The sequence below is a fragment of the Streptomyces sp. NPDC060232 genome (genome assembly GCF_042726555.1).
GTDB lineage: Bacteria > Actinomycetota > Actinomycetes > Streptomycetales > Streptomycetaceae > Streptomyces.
The window spans coordinates 72863-96310 of sequence record NZ_JBHXAG010000019.1 but is presented as its reverse complement, the minus strand read 5'-3'; the positions used below and the strand labels follow the sequence as shown (position 1 = coordinate 96310).

Sequence of the window (23448 nt, the reverse complement as noted above, 5' to 3'; positions counted from 1 at the left end):
AACGGTGGTTCAGGCGCGCCGCGTACGGGCGGTGCGGGGCCGGTCGGTTGAGGTCGGGGCCGTGGTCTCGGCGGCGGCCTGGGGCGGTTCGGGTGCGGTGGCTCTCCGGTCGGCCGGCAGGGAGAGCCGGACGAGCCGGGCTTCGCAGTGGTCGAGCCAGCGGGCCTCGGCCTCGGTCTGGAAGATCAGCTGTTCCAGGACGAGCAGCCAGGCGACGTCGTCGCGTTCGCGGGACTGCCCGCTCTCGACCGCCGCGAGGGCGGTGGCCTTGAGCCGGGTGTAGTCCTGCATCGCGCGGATCGTGGCGTGCCGCTGGGACTGGATCACGGCGCGGATGTCCACGCCCGGGGCGCCCACGGCCATGGCGAGCTTGATGGACAGCTCGTCGCGGGGTGGGTTGGCCCGGTCGACGGGGCGCTCGTACCACTCGCGCAGCTCGGTGCGGCCGGGGTCGGTGATGGCGTACAGCGTGTGCCCGGCCGCGTCCTCGCCGTCGGGTGCGACGAGGCCGTCGCGTTCGAGGCGGGCGAGGGTCGTGTAGACCTGCCCGACGTTGAGCGGCCAGGTGGAGCCGGTCCGGGATTCGAACTCGGTGCGCAGCTGGGAGCCGTACCGAGGACCCCGTTCCAGGAGGGCCAGAAGCCCGTGACGGATCGACATACTCGGTATGTATACCGAGTATGTTCACGCAGGGCAACCATTCTGGGGTGGACTTCGGGGTGGGAGGCGGGCCGGAGGCGGGGCTACGCGCCCCGTCGCAGCCGCACGCCCAGATAGCCCAGACCCAGTCCCATCAGGGCGAATCCGGTACCCAGCGGCAGTATGTGCGCGGCCAGGTCCGCGGCGCGGTCGTTCGGCTCGGTGCCGAGTGAGGTGACCGTGTCACGCACCGTCGGGGTGGCCGCCGTGGGCCGCGCCTGCGCCTGCGGCGGCCGCTGGGGCGGAGGGGCCGACGGGGCCGACGGTGCCGACGGGGTGGGCTCGGTGCGCGGGCGCACCGGCAGCGGCCGGGAGGCGATGAGCAGCTCCGGGTTGGCGGGTTCGCCGGCCGGCCGGCCGGGCCGCTCGCGGCCGACCCCGGCGGCGCTCCCGGCCAGCTCCTCGTGGGCGTCGGCGTCGTCGCTCTCGTCCCTCTCGAAGGCCGCGGTGCGCTCCTCCCGGGCCGCCTGCGCCATCCGGGCCGCCTGGGCCGCGTGCTGCGCGGCGTGCTCGGCGGGGGTGCGGTGCGGATGGGCCGGGCTGAGGGGTCCGGCGTGCGCGGAGGCGGCGGGCGCGAGGGCGGCGGCGGCCAGTGCGGCGCAGGCCAGCCAGCGTGACGGGCGGAAGCCTTGGATCACGGGGAAGCCCCTCCCGTCCCGAGCGGCCGGCGTGCTCGCTGGAGTCAGCGATATGCGCTCAGATTTACATAGTGGGGCAAAACCGGCATCCCGGACGCCCTGTCGGGTGTCCGGGATGCCGGTGTGTCGTGATCCGCGCGGGCCGGCTACTCCGGATTGCCGGTGGACACGGTGAGCGTGTACTCCGTGCCCTCCTTGTTGATCTTGTCTCCGGCGGCCGGGGACTGGCTCAGCACCGTGTCCTTGCCGTACACGGCCTCGTCCTTCGGGACGATGTTGTACTTGCCGCCCGAGGCCTGGATGCAGGCCTTCACCGACAGCAGGTTCTTGTACTTGAGGTCCGGCGCCGTGTACTTGCCGGCCTCGCTGTAGTGCTTCGTGGGCTCCGAGCACTTCTTCGGGTCGATCGTGCGCGTGACGTCGGGGCCCTTGAACCCGGCCTTCGCCGACGCGGACGTGGAGGCGCCCGGGTCGGCCGTGGTGCCGCCCTTGTCCTTGTCGTCCCCGTTCATCGAGATCGCCGCGATCAGACCGCCGACGGCCAGCAGCGCCACCGTGATCGCGCCTACGACCACCGGCATGTTCCGCTTGCCGCCGGAGCCGGACGGGCTCGCCGTGCCGGCCGGGGAGATCGTGTACGGGGGCGGGGTCTGCGGCGCGTAACCCTGCTGCGGCGGAGGCGTGTGCGGGTAGGCGTAGCCGCCCTGCGCGTGCGGCTGCGGGGCGGGCGTCGGCGCGTACGGGGCCGGCGTCGGGGTGTGCGGTGCCTGGTAGGGCTGCTGCACCGACTGCGGCGGCGCCTGGAAGCCGGAGTCCACCGGCGGGAACACGGCCGAGGACACGCCCGCGCCGCTGCTCAGGGGTCCCTGGCCCTGCACGATGACCGGCGCCCCGGTCTGCCCGTTGCCTAGCACCCGCGCGACCTCGTCGCCCATGGCCGCGGCCGTCGGGAAACGCTCGTTCGGGTTCTTCTTCAGCGCACGCGCCACCAGGGCGTCCATCGCCGGCGTCACCGACCGGTTGATGGAGGACGGGGCGACCGGCTCCTCCTGCACGTGGGCGTAGGCGATGGCCAGCGGCGAGTCCGCGTCGAACGGGATCCGCCCCGTCAGCAGCTGGAACAGCATGATGCCGACGGAGTACAGGTCGGACCGGGCGTCGACGCCGCGCCCCAGGGCCTGTTCGGGCGAGAGGTACTGCGGGGTGCCGACGACCATGCCGGTCTGCGTCATCGAGGTGACGCCCGACTGCATGGCGCGGGCGATGCCGAAGTCCATCACCTTGACCACGCCGCGCTTGTTGACCATCACGTTGCCGGGCTTGATGTCGCGGTGGACGAGCCCCATCTCGTGGCTGGTCTCCAGAGCGGCCAGCACGTCGGCCGTCACCTTCAGCGCCTTGTCCGCCGGCATGGCCCCGTACTGCCGGATGTCCGCTTCGAGCACCGAGCCCAGCGGCTTGCCCTCCACGTACTCCATGACGATGTACGGCATCACCGCGCCGTCGCCGGAGCGGCCGCCGCCGAACGTCACTTCGCCTTCACCGGTGTCAAAGACCGAGACGATGTTCGTGTGCGACAGTTTCGCTACAGCCTGGGCCTCGCGGCGGAACCGCTCGCGGAAGGACTGCTCCCGGCCGAGGTCGCTGTGCAGGGTCTTGATGGCGACCTGCCGGTCGAGCGCCGAGTCGTACGCCAGGTACACGGAGGCCATGCCGCCGGCCCCCAGCAAGTCCCTTAGCTGGTAACGGCCACCGGCCAGAGAGCCGCCCGCGTACTGGCCCTGAGTGCCGTCCTGGCTCATGACTGTTGCTTCCCCTCGGCGTATGTCCCCGCGCACCTGGCGTGGCGCACGTGGCGCCCAGTCTGCCCCAGGGCAAGCACACGTCAAGCCAGGTGCCCGTTCCGTGACCACACGTGCACACGGTGGCCTTGTCCGAACGGTGACCGGTTCGGAGGCTGTAGCGTTCACCGGAGCACCAATAAAAGAGGACTACCGCTGAGCGGCGGCCGAGAGATACGACGGCGAGGACTGATGGCACCCGAACCCGAGGGAAACGGCGCCGGGATGACCGACGGTCCTGAGCACTGGGGCGACGGTGGCCTGGTGGGCGACGGCCGTTACCGGCTGACGCACCGGCTGGGCCGCGGCGGCATGGCGGAGGTGTTCGCCGCCGAGGACGTGCGCCTGGGCCGTACCGTCGCCGTGAAGCTGCTGCGCGCCGACCTGGCCGAGGACCCGGTGTCCAAGGCCCGCTTCACGCGCGAGGCGCAGTCCGTCGCCGGTCTCAACCACCACGCCGTCGTCGCCGTGTACGACTCGGGCGAGGACCGGGTCGGCCCGAACACCGTCCCGTACATCGTGATGGAGCTGGTCGAGGGCCGCACCATCCGCGACCTGCTCATCAGCGCCGAGGCCCCGGGCCCCGAGCAGGCGCTCATCATCGTCTCGGGCGTGCTCGAAGCCCTCGCGTACTCGCACCAGCACGGCATCGTCCACCGGGACATCAAGCCGGCGAACGTCATCATCACCGACGCCGGCGCGGTCAAGGTGATGGACTTCGGCATCGCCCGCGCCCTGCACGGCGGGCAGGCGACGATGACCCAGACCGGCATGGTCATGGGCACCCCGCAGTACCTGTCGCCCGAACAGGCCCTCGGCAAGGCCGTGGACCACCGGTCCGACCTGTACGCGACCGGCTGCCTGCTGTACGAACTCCTCGCGCTGCGGCCCCCGTTCACCGGCGAGACCCCGCTGTCCGTGGTCTACCAGCACGTCCAGGACGCGCCCGTCCCGCCCTCGCAGCTGCCGGACGGCCACCACATCCCGCAGGAGCTCGACGGCCTCGTCATGCGCTCCCTCGCCAAGGATCCGGACGACCGGTTCCAGAGCGCCGAGGAGATGCGCGGGCTGGTCCAGTACGCGCTCCAGATGCTGCACGACCAGGGGCCGAACACCGGCACCTGGAACACCGGCCCGGTCGGCATGGCGCTGCCGCACGGACGCGGCGGCGCCGCCCCCACCACGGCCATGCCCGTGGGCGGGGGCGGCGGCGGGCAGCGGTACGCCTCCAACGCCTCGACCTCGCAGTTCCAGCAGCCGATGGTGCCGCCGCTGAACCCGGACGACGGCACGGCCTTCCCCGGCGGCCCCGGCGGCGGCCAGGGCGGTCACAGCGGCGGCTACGAGGTCTACGACGACCGGGGCGGCAGCGGCGGCCGCTGGAAGGTGTGGCTGTTCGCGCTGCTCGCGATCGTCGCGATCGCGGGCGGCGTGGCCTACGCCGTCAACAACGTGGGCGGCGCCAAGGGCAGCGAGAAGCAAACCCCGGGGACCAGCCAGACCGCGCCCAGCGCCCAGCCGAGCGCGTCCGACTCGCCCGACCCCACGCACACGCGTCAGACGGCGGACAACACGCCGTCGAACAACGACACCCCGCCGCCGGCGACCCGCACCCGGACGCAGACCGCGAGCCAGTCGCCCACGGCGTCGGCGTCCCAGTCGCCGACCGCGACGGCGACGAAGTCCGCGACGGCGACGGCGACGGCCACGCCGACCAAGAGCGCCCCGGTGACCGCTCCGCCGACCAAGTCCCAGCCGCCGCCGGGTCCGGACAGCGCGGAGTGAGTACGGCAACGGGCCCGGCGGAATTGATTCCGCTGGGCCCGTTGCCGTACGACGGCCGGTCAGAGAGCGGGTCGAAGACCTCGCCGTCCACGAAATGCGGAGCCGGACCAAAGAGTTCCGGTTCTTCCGCGGCCGACTCGACGACCTGCGCCGTTCAGGTGAACCGAATTACCGCTTCTCCGCCTGGAGCCGGGCCACGTAGGCGGCGGCCTGGGAGCGGCGCTCCATGCCCAGCTTGGACAGCAGGCTGGAGACGTAGTTCTTGATCGTCTTTTCGGCCAGGTGCAGGCGCTCGCCGATCACGCGGTTGGTCAGGCCCTCGCCGATCAGGTCGAGGATCTTCCGCTCCTGCTCGGTGAGGCCCGCGAGGCGGTCGTCGCCCCTGCCGCCCTTGCCGTCGCGCAGCCGCTCCAGTACGCGGGCGGTGGCGACCGGGTCCAGCAGGGACTTGCCGGCGGCGACGTCACGCACGGCGCTGAGCAGCTCGTTCCCCCGGATCGCCTTGAGCACGTAGCCCGAGGCGCCGGCCATGATCGCGTCGAAGAGGGCCTCGTCGTCGGCGAACGAGGTCAGCATCAGGCACTTGACGTCCTCGTGCTGGGAGCGCACCTCGCGGCACACCTCCACCCCGCTGCCGTCCGGCAGCCGGACGTCGAGGACGGCCACGTCGGGGCGGGTGGCGGGGATGCGGACCAGGGCGTCGGCGGCCGTACCGGCCTCGCCGACGATCTCGATGTCCTGTTCGACCGACAGCAGCTCGTGGACGCCCCGACGGACCACTTCGTGGTCGTCCAGGAGGAATACCTTGATTTTTCCGTCTTCGCGCACGAAGTCAGTTTCACACACTCACCCCTTCCCTGCCGGAGTTACCCGGGATAACGTGCCGTTGTTCCCGGCCCCTGCAAGGCTGTGACCAGTGGTTGTTCCCGTCGCTGCGCATTTACTTGGAAATCCAAGCAAAAACGCAGGTCAAACGGGGTTTCGCAGTTATGCGGCGCACTGGGTAACGTGCATTGCGCAGGGCACTCGCCGGGACGCCTGTCACGCCTGAATCCCGTACGCGACGCGCACCCACCCCGTGCGCTCGTTACGGATGCAGGTGAGCCGCACTGGACCCCGGAGAACCCGGGTGCCGGACCGACGGAGGAGCACAAGTGACCGTGGAGAGCACTGCCGCGCGCAAGCCGCGACGCAGCAGCGGCACCAAGCGGGCGGCAGGAGCGGCGAACGCCGCCAAGCCCGCCGCTGCCACCGCGCAGACGCAGGACGCTGAACCTCAGCTCGTACAGCTGCTGACGCCCCAAGGGGACCGGGTCGACAACGCGGAAAACGCGGAGTTCGCATCCTTCGTCGCAGACATCACCACCGAGGACCTGCGCGGCCTGTACCGCGACATGGTCATGACCCGCCGCTTCGACAGTGAGGCGACCGCCCTGCAGCGGCAGGGCGAGCTGGGCCTGTGGGCCTCGCTCCTCGGCCAGGAAGCCGCGCAGATCGGCTCCGGCCGGGCGCTGAACGACGCGGACTACGCCTTCCCGACCTACCGCGAGCACGGCGTGGCCTGGTGCCGCGGGGTCGACCCGACCAACCTGCTCGGGATGTTCCGCGGCGTGAACCACGGCGGCTGGGACCCGAACCTCAACAACTTCCACCTCTACACGATCGTCATCGGCTCGCAGACGCTTCACGCGACCGGTTACGCGATGGGCGTGGCCAAGGACGGCGCGGACGCGGCCGTGATCGCCTACTTCGGCGACGGCGCCTCCAGCCAGGGCGACGTGATGGAGGCCTTCAACTTCTCCGCGGTCTACAACTCCCCCGTGGTGTTCTTCTGCCAGAACAACCAGTGGGCGATCTCCGAGCCGACCGAGCGCCAGATGCGCGTGCCGCTCTACCAGCGCGCGCAGGGCTTCGGCTTCCCCGGCGTCCGCGTCGACGGCAACGACGTCCTGGCCTGCCTGGCCGTGACCCGCTGGGCCCTGGACCGGGCGCGCCGCGGCGAGGGCCCGACCCTGATCGAGGCGTTCACGTACCGCATGGGCGCGCACACCACCTCCGACGACCCGACGAAGTACCGGCGGGACGAGGAGCGGGCGGCCTGGGAGTCCAAGGACCCCATCCAGCGCCTGAAGGCCCACCTGCTGGCCACCGGCGGCGCCGACGAGGCGTTCTTCGAGGAGCTGGAGGCCGAGAGCGAGGCCATGGGCAAGCGGGTCCGCGAGGCCGTGCGCGCCATGCCCGACCCCGACACCATGGCGATCTTCGAGAACGTCTACGCGGACGGGCACGCGCTCGTCGACGAGGAGCGCGCGCAGTTCGCCGCCTACCTCGCGTCCTTCGAGTCGGCCGAGGAGGGTCACTGATGGCTGCCCTGAAGATGTCGATCGCGAAGGCGCTCAACGAGTCGCTGCGCAAGGCCCTGGACCAGGACCCGAAGGTCCTGATCATGGGCGAGGACGTCGGCAAGCTGGGCGGTGTCTTCCGGATCACCGACGGCCTGCAGAAGGACTTCGGTGAGGAGCGGGTCATCGACACCCCGCTCGCCGAGTCGGGCATCGTCGGCACCGCCATCGGCCTGGCCCTGCGCGGCTACCGGCCGGTCGTGGAGATCCAGTTCGACGGTTTCGTCTTCCCGGCGTACGACCAGATCGTCACGCAGCTCGCGAAGATGCACGCCCGTTCCCTGGGCAAGATCAAGCTGCCGGTCGTCGTGCGCATCCCGTACGGCGGCGCGATCGGCGCGGTCGAGCACCACTCCGAGTCCCCCGAGGCGCTGTTCGCGCACGTCGCGGGCCTGAAGGTGGTCTCCCCGTCGAACGCGAGCGACGCCTACTGGATGCTCCAGCAGGCGATCCTCAGCGACGACCCGGTGATCTTCTTCGAGCCGAAGCGCCGCTACTGGGACAAGGGCGAGGTCGACACCGAGGCCATCCCGGGCGAGCTGCACACGTCGCGCGTGGTGCGCGAGGGCTCCGACCTCACCCTGGCCGCCTACGGTCCGATGGTGAAGGTCTGCCTGGAGGCGGCGGCCGCGGCCGCCGAGGAGGGCAAGTCGGTGGAGGTCCTCGACCTGCGCTCGATGTCCCCGGTCGACTTCGACGGGATCCAGGCGTCGGTGGAGCGGACCCGCCGCCTCGTGGTCGTCCACGAGGCGCCGGTCTTCCTCGGCGTGGGCTCGGAGATCGCCGCCCGCATCACGGAGCGGTGCTTCTACCACCTGGAGGCCCCGGTGCTGCGCGTGGGAGGCTTCCACGCCCCGTATCCGCCGGCCCGCCTGGAGGACGAGTACCTGCCGGGCCTGGACCGGGTGCTCGACGCCGTCGACCGCTCGCTGGCGTACTGAGGAGCCACGTTCCATGACCATCCGCGAATTCAAGATGCCCGACGTGGGCGAGGGCCTCACCGAGGCCGAGATCCTCAAGTGGTACGTCCAGCCCGGTGACACCGTCACCGACGGCCAGGTCGTCTGCGAGGTCGAGACGGCCAAGGCCGCCGTCGAGCTGCCGATCCCCTTCGACGGCACCGTGCACGCGCTCCTCTTCGAGGAGGGCACCACGGTCGACGTCGGCCAGGTGATCATCTCGGTGCAGACCGGTGACGCCGGCGCCGAGGCGCCGGTCCAGACGGCGGCCGCGCCCGTCGCCGAGGCCGCTGCGGCGGCTCCGGCCGCTCCGGCCGAGGAGCCCGTCGCCGAGGCCCGCCAGCCCGTCCTGGTCGGCTACGGCGTCTCCACCGCCTCCACCAAGCGCCGCCCGCGCAAGGCCACGGCGGCCGCGGCCGCGCAGAACGGCACGGCCGGCCCGGCCGCCGCCCCCGCGGCCCCGGCCGCGCCGGTGCTCCCCGCGGTCCCGGCGCAGCCCACCGGTGAGCGTCCGCTGGCCAAGCCGCCGGTGCGCAAGCTCGCCAAGGACCTCGGCATCGACCTGGCCTCGGTGGTGCCGACCGGTGACGGCGGCGTCGTGACCCGGGAGGACGTCCACGCGGCGGCCGCCGCGGCGATCACCCCGCAGGCCGTGCCCGCCGCCGCGGCCCCCGTCGCGGCGCAGGCCCAGGCCCCGGTGGCCGAGGCGGCCGTGGCCGCTCCGGCGGCCGAGGCGTCGGCGCGGGAGACCCGTATCCCGGTCAAGGGCGTCCGCAAGGTCAGCGCCCAGGCCATGGTCGCCTCGGCCTTCACCGCGCCGCACGTCACCGAGTTCATCACGTTCGACGTGACCCGCACGATGAAGCTGGTCCAGGAGCTCAAGGACGACCCGGACCTCGCCGGTCTGCGGATCAACCCGCTGCTCCTGATCGCCAAGGCCGTCCTGGTGGCCATCCGCCGCAACCCGGACGTCAACGCGTCCTGGGACGAAGCGGCCCAGGAGATCGTGCTCAAGCACTACGTCAACCTGGGCATCGCGGCGGCCACGCCCCGCGGGCTGATCGTCCCGAACATCAAGGACGCCCACGCCAAGACCCTGGGCGAGCTGTCGGAGTCCCTGTCCTCGCTGGTCGCCACGGCCCGCGACGGCAAGACCTCCCCGGCCGACATGCAGAACGGCACGATCACCATCACCAACGTCGGCGTCTTCGGCGTCGACACCGGTACGCCCCTCCTGAACCCCGGCGAGTCCGCGATCCTCGCGGTCGGCGCGATCAAGCTCCAGCCGTGGGTCCACAAGGGCAAGGTCAAGCCGCGTCAGGTCACCACCCTGGCCCTGTCGTTCGACCACCGCCTCATCGACGGCGAGCTCGGCTCGAAGTTCCTCGCCGACATCGCGGCGGTCCTGGAGCACCCCCGCCGGCTGATCACCTGGTCGTAGCGGACCACGGCACGAAACCGGCGGCCGGTCTCCCCCGAGGAGGCCGGCCGTCGGCCGTTCCAGGGCCTGAATTGCCTGGTCGGCCGACGGACCGCGTGTGATCATCGGCGGATGCTCTTGCGCGCTGCCACCGCAGACCCCGCAGACCTGGACCGTGCCGTCGCCCACCCGGCCGACGGCCCCGTCCCCGCCCTGACCGCCGAGAAGATCCGCGAGGAACTCGCCGGGAACCGGATCCGCCCCGAGTGGATCTGGACCGCCGAGGACGGGGACGGCAGGATCCTGGCGCGCGCCCTGTGGTGGGGCCGGGCCGACAGCGAGCAGCCGATCGCGCTCGACTGCCTCCAGGTGGGGGCCGGGGTCGCCGACCCCGCCGCGGTCGCCGCCGGGCTGCTGGACGCCGGTCACGCCGCCTTCGGCAAGCGGCCCGGCTACAACATCTCCCTGCCCCGCGGCTGGCGCGACGACCCGGAGCTGGCCGCGGCGGTCGCCTGGCGCCAGGACGCCGCGAACCGGACCGGCCTGACCCGCGAGATCGAGCGCCTGCGCTACGAGTGGACGCCGGCGGCCGGGACGGCGGAGCCCACCGGCCGGCTCGTCTTCCGCGAGGGCACCGACGAGGAGATGCTGGACGCCTTCGTCCGGCTCTCCCGGGGCAGCCTCGACCTGGCCACGCAGCACGAACTGGAGCTGATGGACGCCGAGCAGCTGGCCCGCGAGGACTTCGACTTCTACCGCGACTGTCCCGGCGAGCGCTCCTGGTGGCGCCTGGCCCACCTGCCCGACGGCCGCCTCGCGGGTCTGGCCGTGCCCTCCGCCACCCCCTACCACCGCAACGTCGGCTACCTGGGCGTCGTACCGGAGCAGCGCGGCCGGGGCCTGATCGACGAGATCCTCGCCGAGATCACCCGCTTCCACGCGGCCGAGGGCGCCGAGCGCATCACCGCGACCACGGACACCGTGAACCTGCCGATGGCCGCCGCCTTCGACCGCGCCGGCTACGAGGTCACCGAGATCCGCCTCGTCCTGGAGGACCCGGCCCGCTGAACCGGCCACCCGGTGAGGCGGCCTGCCGCCCGGTGGGCGCGCGCGGGCGGAGCTGGAGGAGCCTGCGGGGCGGGTCAGGCCTGGCGGGCGGCGTTGCCGAGGACCTTGGTCGGGGTGATGCGGACGATCACGCGGACGTCCTCCGGCGGGGCGTCCTGGTACTCCTTGCCCGCGCCCGGGCCCATGTACTCCTCGGCGATCCGGACGGCCACCGCCCGGCCGACGTCCTCGGTGACGGTGGCCGTGCCGCGGATCTCGGCGTAGAGGAAGGGGTTGGCCAGGTCGAAGACGGTCAGGCCGACCCGGCCGTCGCGCACGATGTTGCGCTCCTTGCGGCGGCCCTGCTCGGTGGAGATCAGCAGCTCGTCCCCGTCACGGGTCACCCAGATCACGGAACTCTGCGGGCTCCCGTCGGGGTTGATGGTCGACAGGACGGCGGGGTGCGGGGCGTCGAGCAGCCCGCGCACGGTCTCGTTCAGCTCAACAGTCATGGTGGTGAGGCTAGTTGCGGGCGCCGCGCGCCGCGGCCGGATTCCCGGCCGGGGCGGCGACTACCCGAGGTCGGTCACGTCCAGGGGATGTTGCGCCAGGGGCTGGCGGGGTCGGTGGTCAGCGTGCCATGGGCGGCGAGGGCGCCCGTGTACCAGGTGCCGAACTCCTCCTCGTCGAAGTGCAGGCACCGGCCCAGGACGTACCCGGCGGAGAACTCCTCCCACGAGCGGTACGTCTGGCGGGCCGACTCCCCGGCACGCAGCACGGCCTTCTCCGCCTCGTGGAGGGTGCCGTAGCGGCAGCCGATGCCCCAGCGGGCCATCTGGGAGGCGCGGCCGAGGTCCCAGGCCTCGACGGAGCGGACCCAGCCGTCCTCGGGGAGCAGTCCGTCGGCCCGGAAGCGTTGTTCGTAGCGGGCTATGCGGCCTATGAGCCGCTTGACGCCGGCTATCTCCCCCTCCACCTCGGCGGCAGGGCGCGGCCGGGCGACGGTGACCCCGTCGGGGGTGAGCTGCGGCTCGGCGGAGCGTTCGGCGTTGCGGCGCATGCTCGCCTCGGCGGCGTGCCGCCAGTGCTCCACGTCCACCGGCCCCGCGAAGTCGGAGGCGAGGACGCGGCGGACGCGCAGCGCGAACTCCCAGACCGGGCTGACCACCGAGGTGCCCAGGAGCTCTTCGAGGGTGGCGAGCCAGTCGGCCCGGTCGGTGATGCCCCAGCTCTTCGCGACGCGGCGGCGCTCGTGCCGGTAGCCGCTGCCGTGGTAGGCGAGGGCGTTCCAGAACTCGCCGTTCGTGACCGCCAGATGGGCGCCGACGGCGAGGCCGTGCGCGATGTCCCCGTGCAGGGGCCCGCCGGTGAAGAGGGCGTGGACCTTGCCCGCGGGCAGGCCGTAGAAAGGCGCGGCGTCCGCGTGCGCCCGCCAACGGGCCAGGTCGGCGGGGGTGGTGGTGAGGTACGCCTCGGCGGGTGAGCCCGGGTTCACGGCGAGGAAGGCGGGGTCGTCGGCGGCCCACACCTTGGAGAACCAGCCCAGGCTCCGGGACTCGAAGACCGTCTCGGGAGTGGGCGCGGGCAGCATTCCGGCGGTGCGGACGACGAGCATGCGGTCCGGGGTGGGGTGGAAGAAGACCGAGTCGGGGTGCGCGTCGGCCTGCACGCGGGGCTGCACGAGGTAGAGCTGGGCGCGTGCGAGCACGTCGAAGTACGCCGCCCAGTCGCCCGCGGTCTTGGCCTCGTACAGCTCTCTCTCGATGACGCTCGGCGCGATCCAGGTGCCCATACGGGGACCTTATACGGACCCTCCCCGGCCACTGCCGGCCCGTTCCGCCTCCCCGCGGGTACTGTCGTCGGACCAGGTGGGACGCGGGCCAAGGAGGTTGTGGCATGGGACGGTTCGGCTTCACAGGGTCCGGCGGGGACGCGGTCGTCACCCTGTACTGGCGGCCGGGATGCGTCTTCTGCATCAAGCTCCGCACGCAGCTCCGGGCGGCGCGGATCCCCTACCGGAAGGTCGACATCTGGCGGGACCCCGAGGCGGCGGCCTTCGTCCGCGCAGTGGCCGACGGCAACGAGACCGTCCCCACGGTGGTCGTCGCCGGCCACCCCCCGATGGTGAACCCGTCACTGGCCCGGATCAGAGAGGCCCTCGCCGCGGGGTGAGCCGCCGGGGCCGGCGGAGCGCATGCCCCCCGCGTGCCACCGCGCGACCGTGCGGACCCCCTTGACGGCCCCCGGCGGGCAAGGGACGCTCCCCGGATCTCGGATCCGAACGGTTGCAGCTGGGGGGCCGCCATGCCGCAGGAGTCTGTTCAATCGGTGGGGGAGCTGCGCGCGCAGCTGAGCGCGCGGGGGGCGCGGTGGACGGTCCTGGAGCACCTGGCCGACGACGAGCCGGTGCCGCGGCCCTCGCTCGGTCTGGAGCCCGGGGCGAACCTGACGACCGCCGCGGAGGCGGGCACGATCGATCTGCGGGGGCTCGTCGGGCACGCGAGCGGCAATCCGCACCTGACCCGCCGCCGCGCCGCGCACGGGCTGCTCGCCGGGACCGGGGATCGGGTCTTCGAAGCCCGGCCCGCCGCCGTGGACTGGCGCAACCGCTGGGGCTGGCCCTGGATCACCAAGGTGAAGGACCAGAACCCGTGCGGTTCCTGCTGGGCCTTCGCCGCCGTCGGCCTGGTGGAGTCCATGGCCCGCATCGAGCACGACGTATGGGCGGAGCGTTCCGAGGGCGACGTCCACGACGGTCTGCGCTTCAGCTGCGGGCAGGGCAGCAACCCGGAGACCGCCCTCGACTGGATCACGGCGAACGGCGGTCTCGCCGACCCGGACTGCTGGCCGTACAGCACCCCGCCCGCCGGGCTGCCGGCCGCCCGCCGCGACGCCTGGCGCGCCGAGTACACGCCGAGCTGGGACCGGTGCGGCCGTACCGTGCGGGTCACCGACTACGTCCGGCTCGGCGACGTCGAGCAGCAGAAGGTGTGGCTGGACACGGTCGGCCCGCTGACCGCCTGCTTCGACGTCTACGACGACTTCTTCGGCCTCGGCTCCGGGGTCTACCACCGCACGAGCGAACGGCTCGCCGGCGGCCACTGCGTGCTGGTCGTGGGCTACGACGACGCGGCGGGCTGCTGGCTGTTCAAGAACTCCTGGGGCACCGGCTACCACGTGGGCGGCTACGGCCGGATCGCCTACGGCGAGGTCAACATCGACCACTGGGCCAAGTGCGGGCTGCGCGGCACCAACCCCGACCCGTGGACCAAGCGCCGTCTGCACACGGGCAACGTCTACGAGAGCGGCAACGGCCGCGCCCACCGCAACTTCGAGCTCCTCGCCACCACCACGGGCGGCCGGCTCCAGCACTGGTGGCGCGAGGGCGACGCGCCCTTCGCGTGGGCCCGCGCGGGCACCTTCGCGCACGACGCCTCCGGCCAGCCCGCCTTCACCGGGACCACCTACAACCGCAACATGGAGTCCCTGCACGTGACCACGGGCGGCCGGCTGCGCCACTGGTACTACGAGCAGTCCGCCGGGGTATGGCGCGACGGCGGCGCCTTCGGCCCGGGGGACGCGGCCGTCGGCTCCACCCCGGCGTTCATCCAGAGCGACTACGGCAAGCCGGGCAACTTCGAGGTGGTCGTCCGCACCGCCGACGGCCGGCTGAACCACTGGTGGCGGATCAACGGCGCCCCCTGGACCTGGAACGACGGGGGCCGCTTCGCCTCCGGCATCGCCCACTACGGCCCCGCTCTCCTCCAGACCCGCTCGCGCCACCTCGACCTGGTCGCCGCCCGCACCGACGGCCTCATGCAGCTGTGGTGGCGCGACGACCCCGACGGCTTCGCCTGGCGGGCCGGGGAGGTCTTCGGCAGCGGCACGCCCGCCACCTCCGCGCCCTGCCTGATCGAGGGCCAGTACGGGGCCGCCGACGAGGACACCGCCGGGAACTACGAGCTGTGCGTGGCCGTGGCCGGCGGACAGGTCGAGCACTGGTGGCGCGGCAACGCGGGCGGCTCCCCGTGGCGGCGCAGCGCGGTCTTCGGCCACGACGCCGCCGCGGTCACCGGGATGCTCCAGGGCAGTTTCGGGTTCAACCTGGAAGTCGTCGTCCTGCGCACCGACCGCCGCCTGCAGCACTACTGGCGCGACGGCGCGGGCTGGCACGAAGGGCCGGTGATCGGCCCCGTCTGAGAGGACCGGGCGCGCGTGGAGATACGCAGTGTCGTGCTGAGCCCCGGCGAGCCCTACGAGCTGCGGCTCACCGGGCGCGGGGCGCGCGGGTACGTGTGGACCTGGCAGGTCACGGGGGACGCGGACGCGGTGTCGGTGGCGCCGGGGCCGGCCGCCCTGGGCGGCGCGCCGCCCGGGGCCGCGGTGGAGCTGAGCTACGTCGTACGGGCCCGGCCCCCGGGCGGGGGCCGGGCCAGGATCCGCTTCGCGCAGGTCCGGCCGCCCTACCCGCACGAGGTCCCGTACGACGAGTTCGTGCTGGACGTGGAGGTCACGCCGGGGAGCGGCGGCGCGGGCTGAGGACCGCGTGCTGCAGGGCCTCCAGCGGGCCGCGGTCGAAGCGGCGCAGCCACAGCCACGACCCGGCCGCCAGGGTCAGGCTCACGCCCGCCCACAGGCCCATCACCCACCAGGGGCCGCTGCCGGCCTGCCGGTCGGCCAGGCCCAGCCCGATGCCGTAGCAGAGCAGCATGCAGAGCAGGTTCTGGGCGACGTAGCAGGTCAGCGCGGTGCGGCCGATGGAGCCGAGGGCGCGGGTCGCGGATCCGGGGATCCACAGCCGGTCCAGGGCGATGCCGATCAGGCCGATGTAGCCGAGGGCGAGCAGCGGCGCCGCCCCGTAGCGGCCCAGAAGGTAGAAGTCGCCGCCGCCGAGGGCGGTCGCGGCGTTCAGCGGCAGTCCGAGGCCCAGGCCCCAGGCGGCCAGCCGGGTCCGGATGCGGCGGCCGTCCTCGGTGGCGGCGAAGGCGCCGGCGCGGTGGAGGCGTACGCCGAGGAGGAAGAGGAGTACCAGCAGCCCGAAGGAGATGACGGGCTCGATGCGCAGGACGAGGAAGTGCTCCAGGCGGAAGGCGACCTGCGCCGGCCAGCTCCCGTGGGCGTAGAGGTCGACGGCGGCCGGGTCCAGGGCCTTCGGCGCACCGTCCGGGCGGGCCGTCGCGTCAAGGGTCAGCAGGCCCAGCAGCACCACGTGCACACTGCCGGCCGTCCACATGGCCGCGCGCCGCACCTTCTCGGAGCGCGCCAGCAGCCAGGCGACGAGCAGGGCGGTCACGGCGTACCCCATCAGCACGTCCCAGGCGAAGACGAGGACGAAGTGGACGGTGCCCTCGGCGAAGAGGAAGGCGGCGCGCTTCGGATAGCGGCCGGGCCACGGTTCGCCGCGCCGGGCGGCGGAGTCGTACTGGATGGCCAGGCCGACACCGAACAGCACCGTGAGCAGGGCCAGGAACTTGCCGTCCGCGAGGAAGCGGAAGACGGCCTCGGCGATGGTGGCGGCGGAGGGGTCGGCGAGTGCGTCGGGAGCTTTCAGTCCGCCCTGGAGCACACCCCACTCCGAGCCGGGGGAGGCGAAGATCCAGACGTTGGTCATGAGCGTGCCGAGGATCGCGGCGCCGCGCAGTACGTCGAGGAGGGGGAGCCGGGTGGTCGTGCGGGCCACCGGGGCAAGGGTGTCGGCCATGACTCCAGGCTCCCGGTGCGCGGGGCCGGGTACGTCCTGCGGGCGGACGAAGCCCCGGTACATCCTTCGGTGCAGGCGGGCGGGGGCGAGGTCGGAGAGCACCCGGGTCCGCCTCCTGCCGCGGGCCGATGCCCTGCCGGGGTCCACATCCCGGACGGGCCAGGTGTTGCACCCCTGTTGTATCTATGCTGTGCGCATGCCTGCCGCCACCAGCACCGCGACCGCCGCCGACCGCGTCTACCGGCACGTCAAGCACGGTGTGCTCGACCGGCGCTACGAAGGCGGCACCCTCCTCACCGAGGGAGAGCTCGCCGAGGCGGTGGGGGTGTCCCGGACCCCGGTCCGGGAGGCGCTGCTGCGCCTGGAGACCGAGGGGCTGCTGAAGCTGTACCCGAAGAAGGGCGCCCTGGTCCTGCCGGTCTCGGCGCAGGAGATCGACGACGTCCTCGAAACCCGGCTGCTGGTCGAGGAGTTCACCGTAGGCAAGGCCGTGCCGGCGCCACCCGGCCTGCTGGACCGGCTCGAAGCGCTGCTCGACGAGCAGCGCCGGCACGCCGCCGCGGGGGACCTCGCCGCGATGACGGCGGCGGACCGGGGCTTCCACGCCGAGATCGTGCGCAGCGCCGGGAACCAGATCCTGTGCCGGCTCTACGACCAACTCCGCGACCGGCAACTGCGGATGGGCGTGGCCCTGCTGCACGCGCACCCCGACCGGCTGGAGCGGACGCTGGCCGAGCACGCCGAGATCCTGGACGCGCTGCGGGCCGGGGACGCCGGGGCGGCCGCCACCGCGGTACGCGGGCACATCGGCCGGGTCGAGTCGCTCGTGCGGCGACCGGGCCTGTGAGCGGCGGGCCTGTGGGCGGCGGGCCTGTGGGTGTCGGGCAGACGCAGGACCCGCCGGGCGGCGGGAGGGCCGTCGCCGTCTGGTGCATAGGCGTCGCCGTCTACTTCGTCGCGGTGATCTTCCGTACCAGCCTGGGCGTGGCCGGTCTCGAAGCGGCGGACCGCTTCCACGTCAACGCCTCCGCCCTGTCCGCCTTCTCCCTGCTCCAGCTCCTCGTCTACGCGGGCATGCAGGTCCCCGTCGGCCTGCTGGTGGACCGGCTCGGCACCAAGAAGGTGCTGACGCTGGGCGCGGTGCTCTTCACCGCCGGGCAGCTCGGCTTCGCGCTCTCCCCCTCCTACGAGATGGCCCTCGCCGCCCGCGCGCTGCTGGGCTGCGGCGACGCGATGACCTTCATCTCCGTGCTGCGGCTCGGCACCCGCTGGTTCCCGGCCCGGCGCGGGCCGCTTGTGGCGCAGCTGGCCGGGCTGGTCGGCATGGCGGGCAACCTCGTCTCCACCCTCGTCCTCGCGCCCGTCCTGCACGGGGTCGGCTGGACCGCGGCCTTCGCGGGCAGCGCGGTGGCCGGGCTGGTGGTGCTGGTGCCGCTGGTGCTGTTCCTGCGCGACCACCCGGAGGGCCACGAGCCGGCGCCGGCGCCGGCCGAGCGGACCGGCGGGGCGGGCTTCGTACGGCGCCAGATCAGGGAGTCCTGGAGCGAGCCCGGAACCCGGCTCGGCCTGTGGGTGCACTTCACCACGCAGTTCCCCGCGATGGTGTTCCTGCTGCTGTGGGGCATGCCCTTCCTGATCGAGGCGCAGGGGCTGACGCGGACCACCGCGGGCGGACTGCTCACGCTGGTCGTCGCCTCGAACATGGCGCTCGGGCTGGTCTACGGCCAGATCATCGGCCGCCGCCAGTCCTCCCGGATACCCCTCGCCCTGGGGACGGTCGGCCTCACGGCCCTGCTCTGGGGCGCGGTCCTCGCCCACCCGGGCGGGCACGCGCCGATGTGGCTGCTGACCACCCTGTGCCTGGTGCTGGGCGGCTGCGGCCCGGCGTCGATGATCGGCTTCGACTTCGCCCGCCCCGCCAACCCGGCCGAACGCCAGGGCACCGCCTCCGGGATCACCAACATGGGCGGCTTCATCGCCTCGATGACGACCCTGCTGACGGTGGGCGTCCTCCTCGACGCCACCGGCGACGACTACCGCATCGCCTTCTCGACGGTCTTCGTGCTCGAAGCGCTCGGCGTCAGCCAGATCCTGCGCCTGCGCCGCAGGGCACTGGCCCGCGAGGCGGCCCGCGGCCGCGCCACCCTCCCCGCGCAGGCACCCGTAGAGGCGCCCGCGCAGGCACCCGTCCAGGCGTCCGGCCCGGGGACGGAACGGCGGCCGCGCTCCACCGCCTGAGCGGTGCCACCAGGCCACCCACCGGACCACCCACCGGGCCGCGGGGCCAGGGGGCAGGGCCGAGGGCCAGGGGATCAGGGGGTCACGGCGAACTGCGTCAGGATGGCCTCCGCCAGCTGCGCGTCCCCCTCCACCTTCACCCGGTCGGCGACCGCGTGCGCCCGCACCCGGCCCGCCGCGAGGCGGACGTACGTCTCCCAGTCCATGGCCAGCGTCACCGCCGGGCCCAGCGACGGGGACTTGTCCACCGTGCCCCGGCCGTCCGCGTCCACCCGTACCGTCCGCATGAACTCCAGCTGCCCGGTCACGTCGATCACCACCGCGGAGTTCGCCGGGGCGCCCGCCCGCTTCGCGACCACCTTCGGCAGCCCGGACAGGAGGATGTCCCGCGCCACGTACGCACCCGGCGCGTCCCAGTTCCCCGGCGACCCCAGCGCCCACCGCAGGTCCTGCTCGTGGATCCACACGTCGAATGCCCGCAGCCGCAGCGCGTGTTCCAGGGTCACCTGGTCGCCCAGCGGCCCCCGCACCATCGTGTCCGGATCCCGCTTCTCGTTGCGCAGCTGCCGCGCGCGGCGGATGACGGTGTACTCCAGCTCCGAGGTCATCTCCGGCGCGGTGTGGTGGCGCCGTACGTCGACCTGCACCTCCATGTACCGGCTGAACTCGTCCACCACGTGCCGCAGGTCCCGCGCCACCGTGTGGATCGGCCGGGGGTCCCCCAGCTGCTCGCATTCGATGCCGATGATGTGGGAGACGACGTCACGCACCGACCAGCCGGGGCACGGCGTGGCCCGGTTCCACTCGCCCTCCGTCAGGGGGAGGACCAGCTCGGATATCGCCTCGATGGAGTGCGTCCACGCGTCGGCATAGGGCTGCAGGCTGGGATGCGGATGGACGGTCAACGGGACCCCTCGCGGTGCTGTTCAGTGGCGTCGTTCAGTGGCGCGTTTCGGAAGCAGTGGACTCAGTTTCCAAAACTACGCTGCCTGTGAGCACCCCGGCAGTGCTTTCGTGTGACGATTCGTAGGCCCGAGTTGACGGCTTGAACGCCAGGACGGTGGTAGTGTGCGCGCCTCGTTGATCCAAATCGCAGTGAACGAGGGCGAGTCGGTGCCTTCCCGGCGCGCCCGAGCGGCCGATCTCGTACGGGAACAGGAAGATTCCGATCTTGTCGTGCTGCCCGAGCTGTGGACGGTCGGGGCGTTCGCCTACGAGCAGTTCGAGACCGAGGCCGAGCCGCTGGACGGACCGACCTACGAGGCCATGTCCAAGGCGGCGCGCGACGCCGGCGTCTGGCTGCACGCGGGCTCGGTCGTGGAGCGCGCGGGCGACGGCTCCCTCTTCAACACCGCCCTGGTCCTCTCCCCGGCCGGCGAGCTGGCCGCCACCTACCGCAAGATCCACCGCTTCGGCTTCGACCAGGGCGAGGCGGTCCTCATGTCCGCCGGCGACTCCCTGACCACGGTGGAGCTGCCGGAACAGACCCTCGGCATCGCCACCTGCTACGACCTGCGCTTCCCGGAACTGTTCCGGGGCCTGGTCGACGCCGGCGCGACCACGATGATCGTCGCCGCGGGCTGGCCCGCGCGCCGCCGCTCGCACTGGACGCTGCTGAACCGGGCGCGCGCCGTCGAGGACCAGTCGTACGTCCTGGCGTGCGGCCTGGCCGGCACCCACGCGGGCGTCGAACAGGCGGGGCACAGCCTGGTCGTGGACCCGTGGGGTGAGGTCCTGGCGGAGGCGGGCCCCGGCGAGGAGGTCCTCACCGTGGACCTGGACCCGGCCAAGGTCGCCGACACCCGCGCGCAGTTCCCGGCCCTCAAGGACCGCCGCCTGGGCCGCTGACCGCTGACCGCTTACCGCTTACCGCTGACGCCTGCCGTCGGCCGCGGGGACGCGGCCGGCCTGCGGACACCGGGAGCGCGGGCCGGGGCGGGGAGCACCGTGGGGCCCGGGGCCCGCACTCAGTCCGGGAGGGCGTCCTCCCGCTCCCTCTCGGCCATCCGGATCACGCACACCGCGACCGCGACCAGCAGCGCCGCGTCCGCGTCCGCCCGGACCACGTCCACCGCGTACGTCTCCCGCACCCGGTACCACTGCCGGGAGACCAGCGCGAGCAGCTCCCCGTCGTACTCGACCTTGAACTCCCGGTCCAGGATCCGCCCGCTGACATCGAGCTCCGTGCCCTCCACCAGCGTCACGCGGAAGTGGTTGCGCAGCAGCGAGAGGCGCTTGCGGCGGATCACCGCGAGCCGCCGCTCGTCCCGCTCCAGGGTCATCGCGTCGCGGAAACCGAAGAGCTTCTCCCGCAGGGTGATCAGGATCCGGCCGTCCGGATCCTTCAGCTCCAGCGTGTCCCGGAACCGCAGCGCCTTCCCGTCGACGAGGAAGGCGTGCCGACCGTCCTCGTCCTCGATCCAGCAGTCGTCCCCGATGGCCAGCATTTTGTCCCGAACGAGGTATTTCATGCGCTGATCAGTGCCCGCGATAGGTTTCCCCCATGCCACTCCTCTACGTGACCGACCTGGCGTACCCCGCACGCGGCCGCCGCTACTGCGACGAGGACATATTCCTCACCTCGCGCCTGCGCGAGCACTTCGATCTGGCCCTGTGCCACCCGGCCGACGCCCGCGCCCTGATGCCCGGCTTCGACGCCGTGATCGTCCGCAACAGCGGCCCGGTCCTGCACTACCAGGAGGAGTACGACGCCTTCCGCGCCGCCGCCCTCGCCGCCGGCACGCCCGTCTACAACCCCCTCACCGGCCGCGCCGACATGGCCGGCAAGCAGTACCTCCTCGACCTGACGGCCGCCGGCTACCCGGTCATCCCGACCGTCGACGACCCGGCCCGGCTCGCGGAACTGCCGCAGGTGCCCGAGTACGTCGTCAAGCCGAGGCAGGGCGCCGACTCCATCGGCCTCACCTTCACCACGACACCGGCCGGCGAGGCCGGGGCCGTGCTGATCCAGCCGCGCATCGACTTCGCGTACGAGGTGTCCTTCTACTTCGTCGACGACGCCTTCCAGTACGCGCTGTACGCCCCCGACCCGGCCCGCCGCTGGGAACTGCGTCCGTACGAGCCGACCGGCGAGGACCTGGCCTTCGCCCGCTCCTTCGTCGAGTGGAACACCCTCTCCCACGGCATCCAGCGGGTGGACGCCTGCCGGGCGCCGTCCGGCGAACTGCTCCTCGTCGAGCTGGAGGACCTCAACCCGTACCTGTCCCTGGACCTGCTCCCGGCAGAGGTCCAGGACGCCTTCGTCACCTCGTTCACGCGATCTCTCCACTCCTTCCTCGGCTGATGTCAGTGCCGGGTGCCAGGCTCTTCCCATGGACAAGCAGATGTTCTGGCAGTTGATCGAGACGGCCCGCACGGAGACGGCGGCGGACGCCGGTGCGGGGGTGGACGCGGTGGCGCGGCGGGCCGGCGAGCTGCTCGCGGCCCGTCCACAGGCGGAGATAGCCGCGGCCCAGCAGGTGCTGTGGGACCTGCTCGCGGAGTCCTACCGCAGCCCGCTCTGGGCCGCGGCTTACATGATCAACGGCGGCTGCTCGGACGACGGCTTCGACTACTTCCGCGGCTGGCTGCTCACCCAGGGCCGTGCGGTCTTCGACGCCGCCCTGGCCGACCCCGACTCCCTCGCGGACCACCCGGCGGTCCGCGAGGCGGCCGCGGAGGGCCTGGAGCTGTGGGACGAGGAGGCCCTCTCGATCGCGTGGAGCGCGTACGAGAGCGCCACCGGCCGCGAGCTCCCGGCGGACTCCTTCACGATCAGCTACCCGCCCCTGGACCCGTCCTGGGACTTCGACTTCGACGACACGGCCGAACTGGCGACCCGACTGCCGCGCCTGAGCGCCCTCTTCACCTGAGGGCCGTCCCGCAATCTCCGGCGCCGGCTACGGCGCCTCGCCGCGTTGTCGGAAGCGCCCATGCACCGCGTCCGACGCCGCGCGCTGATCCGCCACGGATTGCGGGACAGCCCTTACTCGTAGCGGTACAGCAGGGACTCGCGCTCCTGCCGGCGGATGTCCTCGATCGTCAGATGCGGCATGTCCAGGTGGGCGAGGGTGATCTCGGCGGAGCTGGGGGCGGCGTCCTCGGCGAGCCACTGCTCGGGCTTCCACGCGCCGCTGCGCAGGAACGCCTTCGGGCAGTGCTGGTAGGCCTCCTCCACCTCCACGACGATCGCGCTGCGCGGCGGCTTGCCGACGGCGGTCAGCTGCTCCAGCAGCCGCGGGTCGGCACTGACGCAGGCCCGCCCGTTCACGCGCAGTGTGGTGGACCGGCCCGGGATGACGAAGATCAGCCCGGCCCGGCCCGTCTCCACGATGTTGTGGGCGGTGTCGAGCCGCTTGTTGCCGGTGGCGTCGGGGATCGCGAGGGTGAACTCGTCGAGCACGGCGACGAATCCGGGCGGCCCGCCCCGCGGCGTCACGTCGCAGTGCCCGCCCGCCCCGGCGCTCGCGACGAACACCAGCGACGACCGTCCGATGACCGCGCGGGCGGCCTCGTGGATCCGGTCCACGGCCTTGCGCCGCGCCATCTCCCCCGGCTCCTCGTACAGCTCCCTCAACCGCGCGGCACTGCACACCGCTTCGGCGTTCAAGGCCTCGAATATCCGCCCCTTCGGCGGCGTGCTGTCCGTCATGCTCCCGCACGCTACCGGGCGCGTCCGGCCGCGTCCGGGCAAGGGCCGATCGGCGGCCGATGAGGGC

At 72.7% G+C, this 23448-nt stretch carries 23 protein-coding genes; 13 read left to right on the top strand and 10 right to left on the bottom strand.

The genetic code is table 11. The annotated features are described in order from the left end of the window. Window positions 1-9: 9 nt before the first annotated feature. The 3 genes from ACFWFZ_RS25425 to ACFWFZ_RS25415 form a co-directional block, all read right to left on the bottom strand. Window positions 10-660, bottom strand: a complete 651-nt coding sequence (locus ACFWFZ_RS25425; protein ID WP_387125274.1) for a PadR family transcriptional regulator — start codon at window positions 658-660, stop codon at window positions 10-12. Between the two features lie 83 nt (window positions 661-743). Further along, window positions 744-1337 (bottom strand): hypothetical protein, encoded by a 594-nt coding sequence (locus tag ACFWFZ_RS25420; protein ID WP_387125273.1) that lies wholly within the window; start codon window positions 1335-1337, stop codon window positions 744-746. Between the two features lie 146 nt (window positions 1338-1483). Continuing rightward, a complete protein-coding gene (locus ACFWFZ_RS25415) occupies window positions 1484-3139 on the bottom strand; it encodes a protein kinase (RefSeq protein WP_387125272.1) in 1656 nt (551 codons plus the stop codon). A 231-nt stretch (window positions 3140-3370) separates the two neighbouring features. On the opposite strand from ACFWFZ_RS25415, the gene ACFWFZ_RS25410 reads away from it, so the two are divergent. Next, window positions 3371-4963 (top strand): protein kinase, encoded by a 1593-nt coding sequence (locus tag ACFWFZ_RS25410; protein WP_387125271.1) that lies wholly within the window; start codon window positions 3371-3373, stop codon window positions 4961-4963. A gap of 168 nt (window positions 4964-5131) precedes the next feature. Here ACFWFZ_RS25410 and ACFWFZ_RS25405 read toward each other — a convergent pair whose 3' ends face one another. Continuing rightward, a complete protein-coding gene (locus tag ACFWFZ_RS25405) occupies window positions 5132-5791 on the bottom strand; it encodes a response regulator (protein WP_387125270.1) in 660 nt (219 codons plus the stop codon). Between the two features lie 326 nt (window positions 5792-6117). On the opposite strand from ACFWFZ_RS25405, the gene pdhA reads away from it, so the two are divergent. The 4 genes from pdhA (at window position 6118) to ACFWFZ_RS25385 (ending at window position 10812) form a co-directional block, all read left to right on the top strand. Then, window positions 6118-7326 carry a pyruvate dehydrogenase (acetyl-transferring) E1 component subunit alpha gene (gene pdhA, locus ACFWFZ_RS25400; RefSeq protein WP_387125269.1) on the top strand — a complete coding sequence of 403 codons (1209 nt, stop codon included), beginning with the start codon at window positions 6118-6120 and terminating at the stop codon, window positions 7324-7326. Beyond that, the gene (locus ACFWFZ_RS25395) at window positions 7326-8306 is read left to right on the top strand and encodes an alpha-ketoacid dehydrogenase subunit beta (protein ID WP_387125268.1); all 981 of its coding nucleotides are present in this window, start codon (window positions 7326-7328) and stop codon (window positions 8304-8306) included. Before pdhA ends, ACFWFZ_RS25395 begins: the two co-directional genes overlap by 1 nt. A 13-nt stretch (window positions 8307-8319) precedes the next feature. Next, the gene (locus ACFWFZ_RS25390) at window positions 8320-9765 is read left to right on the top strand and encodes a dihydrolipoamide acetyltransferase family protein (protein ID WP_387125267.1); all 1446 of its coding nucleotides are present in this window, start codon (window positions 8320-8322) and stop codon (window positions 9763-9765) included. Between the two features lie 111 nt (window positions 9766-9876). Continuing rightward, window positions 9877-10812: a GNAT family N-acetyltransferase gene (locus ACFWFZ_RS25385; protein ID WP_387125266.1), complete on the top strand. Its 936-nt coding sequence runs from the start codon at window positions 9877-9879 to the stop codon at window positions 10810-10812. 74 nt (window positions 10813-10886) lie between these two features. On the opposite strand, the gene ACFWFZ_RS25380 is transcribed toward ACFWFZ_RS25385, so the two are convergent. Further along, window positions 10887-11303, bottom strand: a complete 417-nt coding sequence (locus ACFWFZ_RS25380) for a PPOX class F420-dependent oxidoreductase (protein WP_387125265.1) — start codon at window positions 11301-11303, stop codon at window positions 10887-10889. A gap of 74 nt (window positions 11304-11377) precedes the next feature. Beyond that, window positions 11378-12583: a DUF1266 domain-containing protein gene (locus ACFWFZ_RS25375; protein WP_387125264.1), complete on the bottom strand. Its 1206-nt coding sequence runs from the start codon at window positions 12581-12583 to the stop codon at window positions 11378-11380. 104 nt (window positions 12584-12687) lie between these two features. Here ACFWFZ_RS25375 and ACFWFZ_RS25370 point away from each other — a divergent pair, with 104 nt between their 5' ends. The 3 genes from ACFWFZ_RS25370 to ACFWFZ_RS25360 all read left to right on the top strand — a co-directional run bounded on the left by ACFWFZ_RS25370 (window position 12688) and on the right by ACFWFZ_RS25360 (window position 15330). Further along, on the top strand, window positions 12688-12963 hold the full coding sequence (locus ACFWFZ_RS25370; protein ID WP_387125263.1) for a glutaredoxin domain-containing protein: 276 nt from the start codon (window positions 12688-12690) through the stop codon (window positions 12961-12963). Window positions 12964-13119: 156 nt separating this feature from the next. Next, window positions 13120-14991 (top strand): C1 family peptidase, encoded by a 1872-nt coding sequence (locus ACFWFZ_RS25365; protein WP_387125262.1) that lies wholly within the window; start codon window positions 13120-13122, stop codon window positions 14989-14991. A 15-nt stretch (window positions 14992-15006) separates the two neighbouring features. Then, a complete protein-coding gene (locus tag ACFWFZ_RS25360) occupies window positions 15007-15330 on the top strand; it encodes a hypothetical protein (protein WP_387125261.1) in 324 nt (107 codons plus the stop codon). Here ACFWFZ_RS25360 and ACFWFZ_RS25355 read toward each other — a convergent pair. Then, window positions 15302-16492, bottom strand: a complete 1191-nt coding sequence (locus ACFWFZ_RS25355) for a DUF418 domain-containing protein (RefSeq protein ID WP_387125260.1) — start codon at window positions 16490-16492, stop codon at window positions 15302-15304. The genes ACFWFZ_RS25360 and ACFWFZ_RS25355 overlap by 29 nt on opposite strands. Window positions 16493-16688: 196 nt before the next feature. Between ACFWFZ_RS25355 and ACFWFZ_RS25350 the strand changes: the two genes are divergently transcribed. Then, window positions 16689-17339, top strand: coding sequence for a GntR family transcriptional regulator (locus tag ACFWFZ_RS25350; protein WP_387125259.1), 651 nt, complete (start codon window positions 16689-16691; stop codon window positions 17337-17339). A gap of 26 nt (window positions 17340-17365) precedes the next feature. After that, complete coding sequence (locus ACFWFZ_RS25345; RefSeq protein WP_387125258.1) at window positions 17366-18730, top strand: nitrate/nitrite transporter; 1365 nt, start codon at window positions 17366-17368, stop codon at window positions 18728-18730. Window positions 18731-18804: 74 nt separating this feature from the next. Here the strand turns inward: ACFWFZ_RS25345 and ACFWFZ_RS25340 are convergent, their stop codons facing one another. Beyond that, window positions 18805-19635 (bottom strand): maleylpyruvate isomerase family mycothiol-dependent enzyme, encoded by an 831-nt coding sequence (locus ACFWFZ_RS25340; protein WP_387125257.1) that lies wholly within the window; start codon window positions 19633-19635, stop codon window positions 18805-18807. Between the two features lie 163 nt (window positions 19636-19798). On the opposite strand from ACFWFZ_RS25340, the gene ACFWFZ_RS25335 reads away from it, so the two are divergent. Beyond that, entirely contained in the window at window positions 19799-20578 is a 780-nt protein-coding gene (locus tag ACFWFZ_RS25335) for a carbon-nitrogen family hydrolase (protein ID WP_387125256.1), read from the top strand. Between the two features lie 119 nt (window positions 20579-20697). Here ACFWFZ_RS25335 and ACFWFZ_RS25330 read toward each other — a convergent pair whose 3' ends face one another. Then, entirely contained in the window at window positions 20698-21201 is a 504-nt protein-coding gene (locus ACFWFZ_RS25330; protein WP_387125255.1) for an LURP-one-related/scramblase family protein, read from the bottom strand. A 32-nt stretch (window positions 21202-21233) separates the two neighbouring features. Between ACFWFZ_RS25330 and ACFWFZ_RS25325 the strand changes: the two genes are divergently transcribed. Both ACFWFZ_RS25325 and ACFWFZ_RS25320 read left to right on the top strand, forming a co-directional pair. Further along, entirely contained in the window at window positions 21234-22034 is an 801-nt protein-coding gene (locus ACFWFZ_RS25325; protein WP_387125253.1) for a hypothetical protein, read from the top strand. Window positions 22035-22062: 28 nt separating this feature from the next. Then, a complete protein-coding gene (locus ACFWFZ_RS25320; protein WP_387125251.1) occupies window positions 22063-22602 on the top strand; it encodes a DUF4240 domain-containing protein in 540 nt (179 codons plus the stop codon). A gap of 113 nt (window positions 22603-22715) precedes the next feature. On the opposite strand, the gene ACFWFZ_RS25315 is transcribed toward ACFWFZ_RS25320, so the two are convergent. Next, window positions 22716-23381, bottom strand: coding sequence for an MSMEG_1061 family FMN-dependent PPOX-type flavoprotein (locus tag ACFWFZ_RS25315; RefSeq protein WP_387125249.1), 666 nt, complete (start codon window positions 23379-23381; stop codon window positions 22716-22718). Between the last annotated feature and the right edge of the window lie 67 nt (window positions 23382-23448).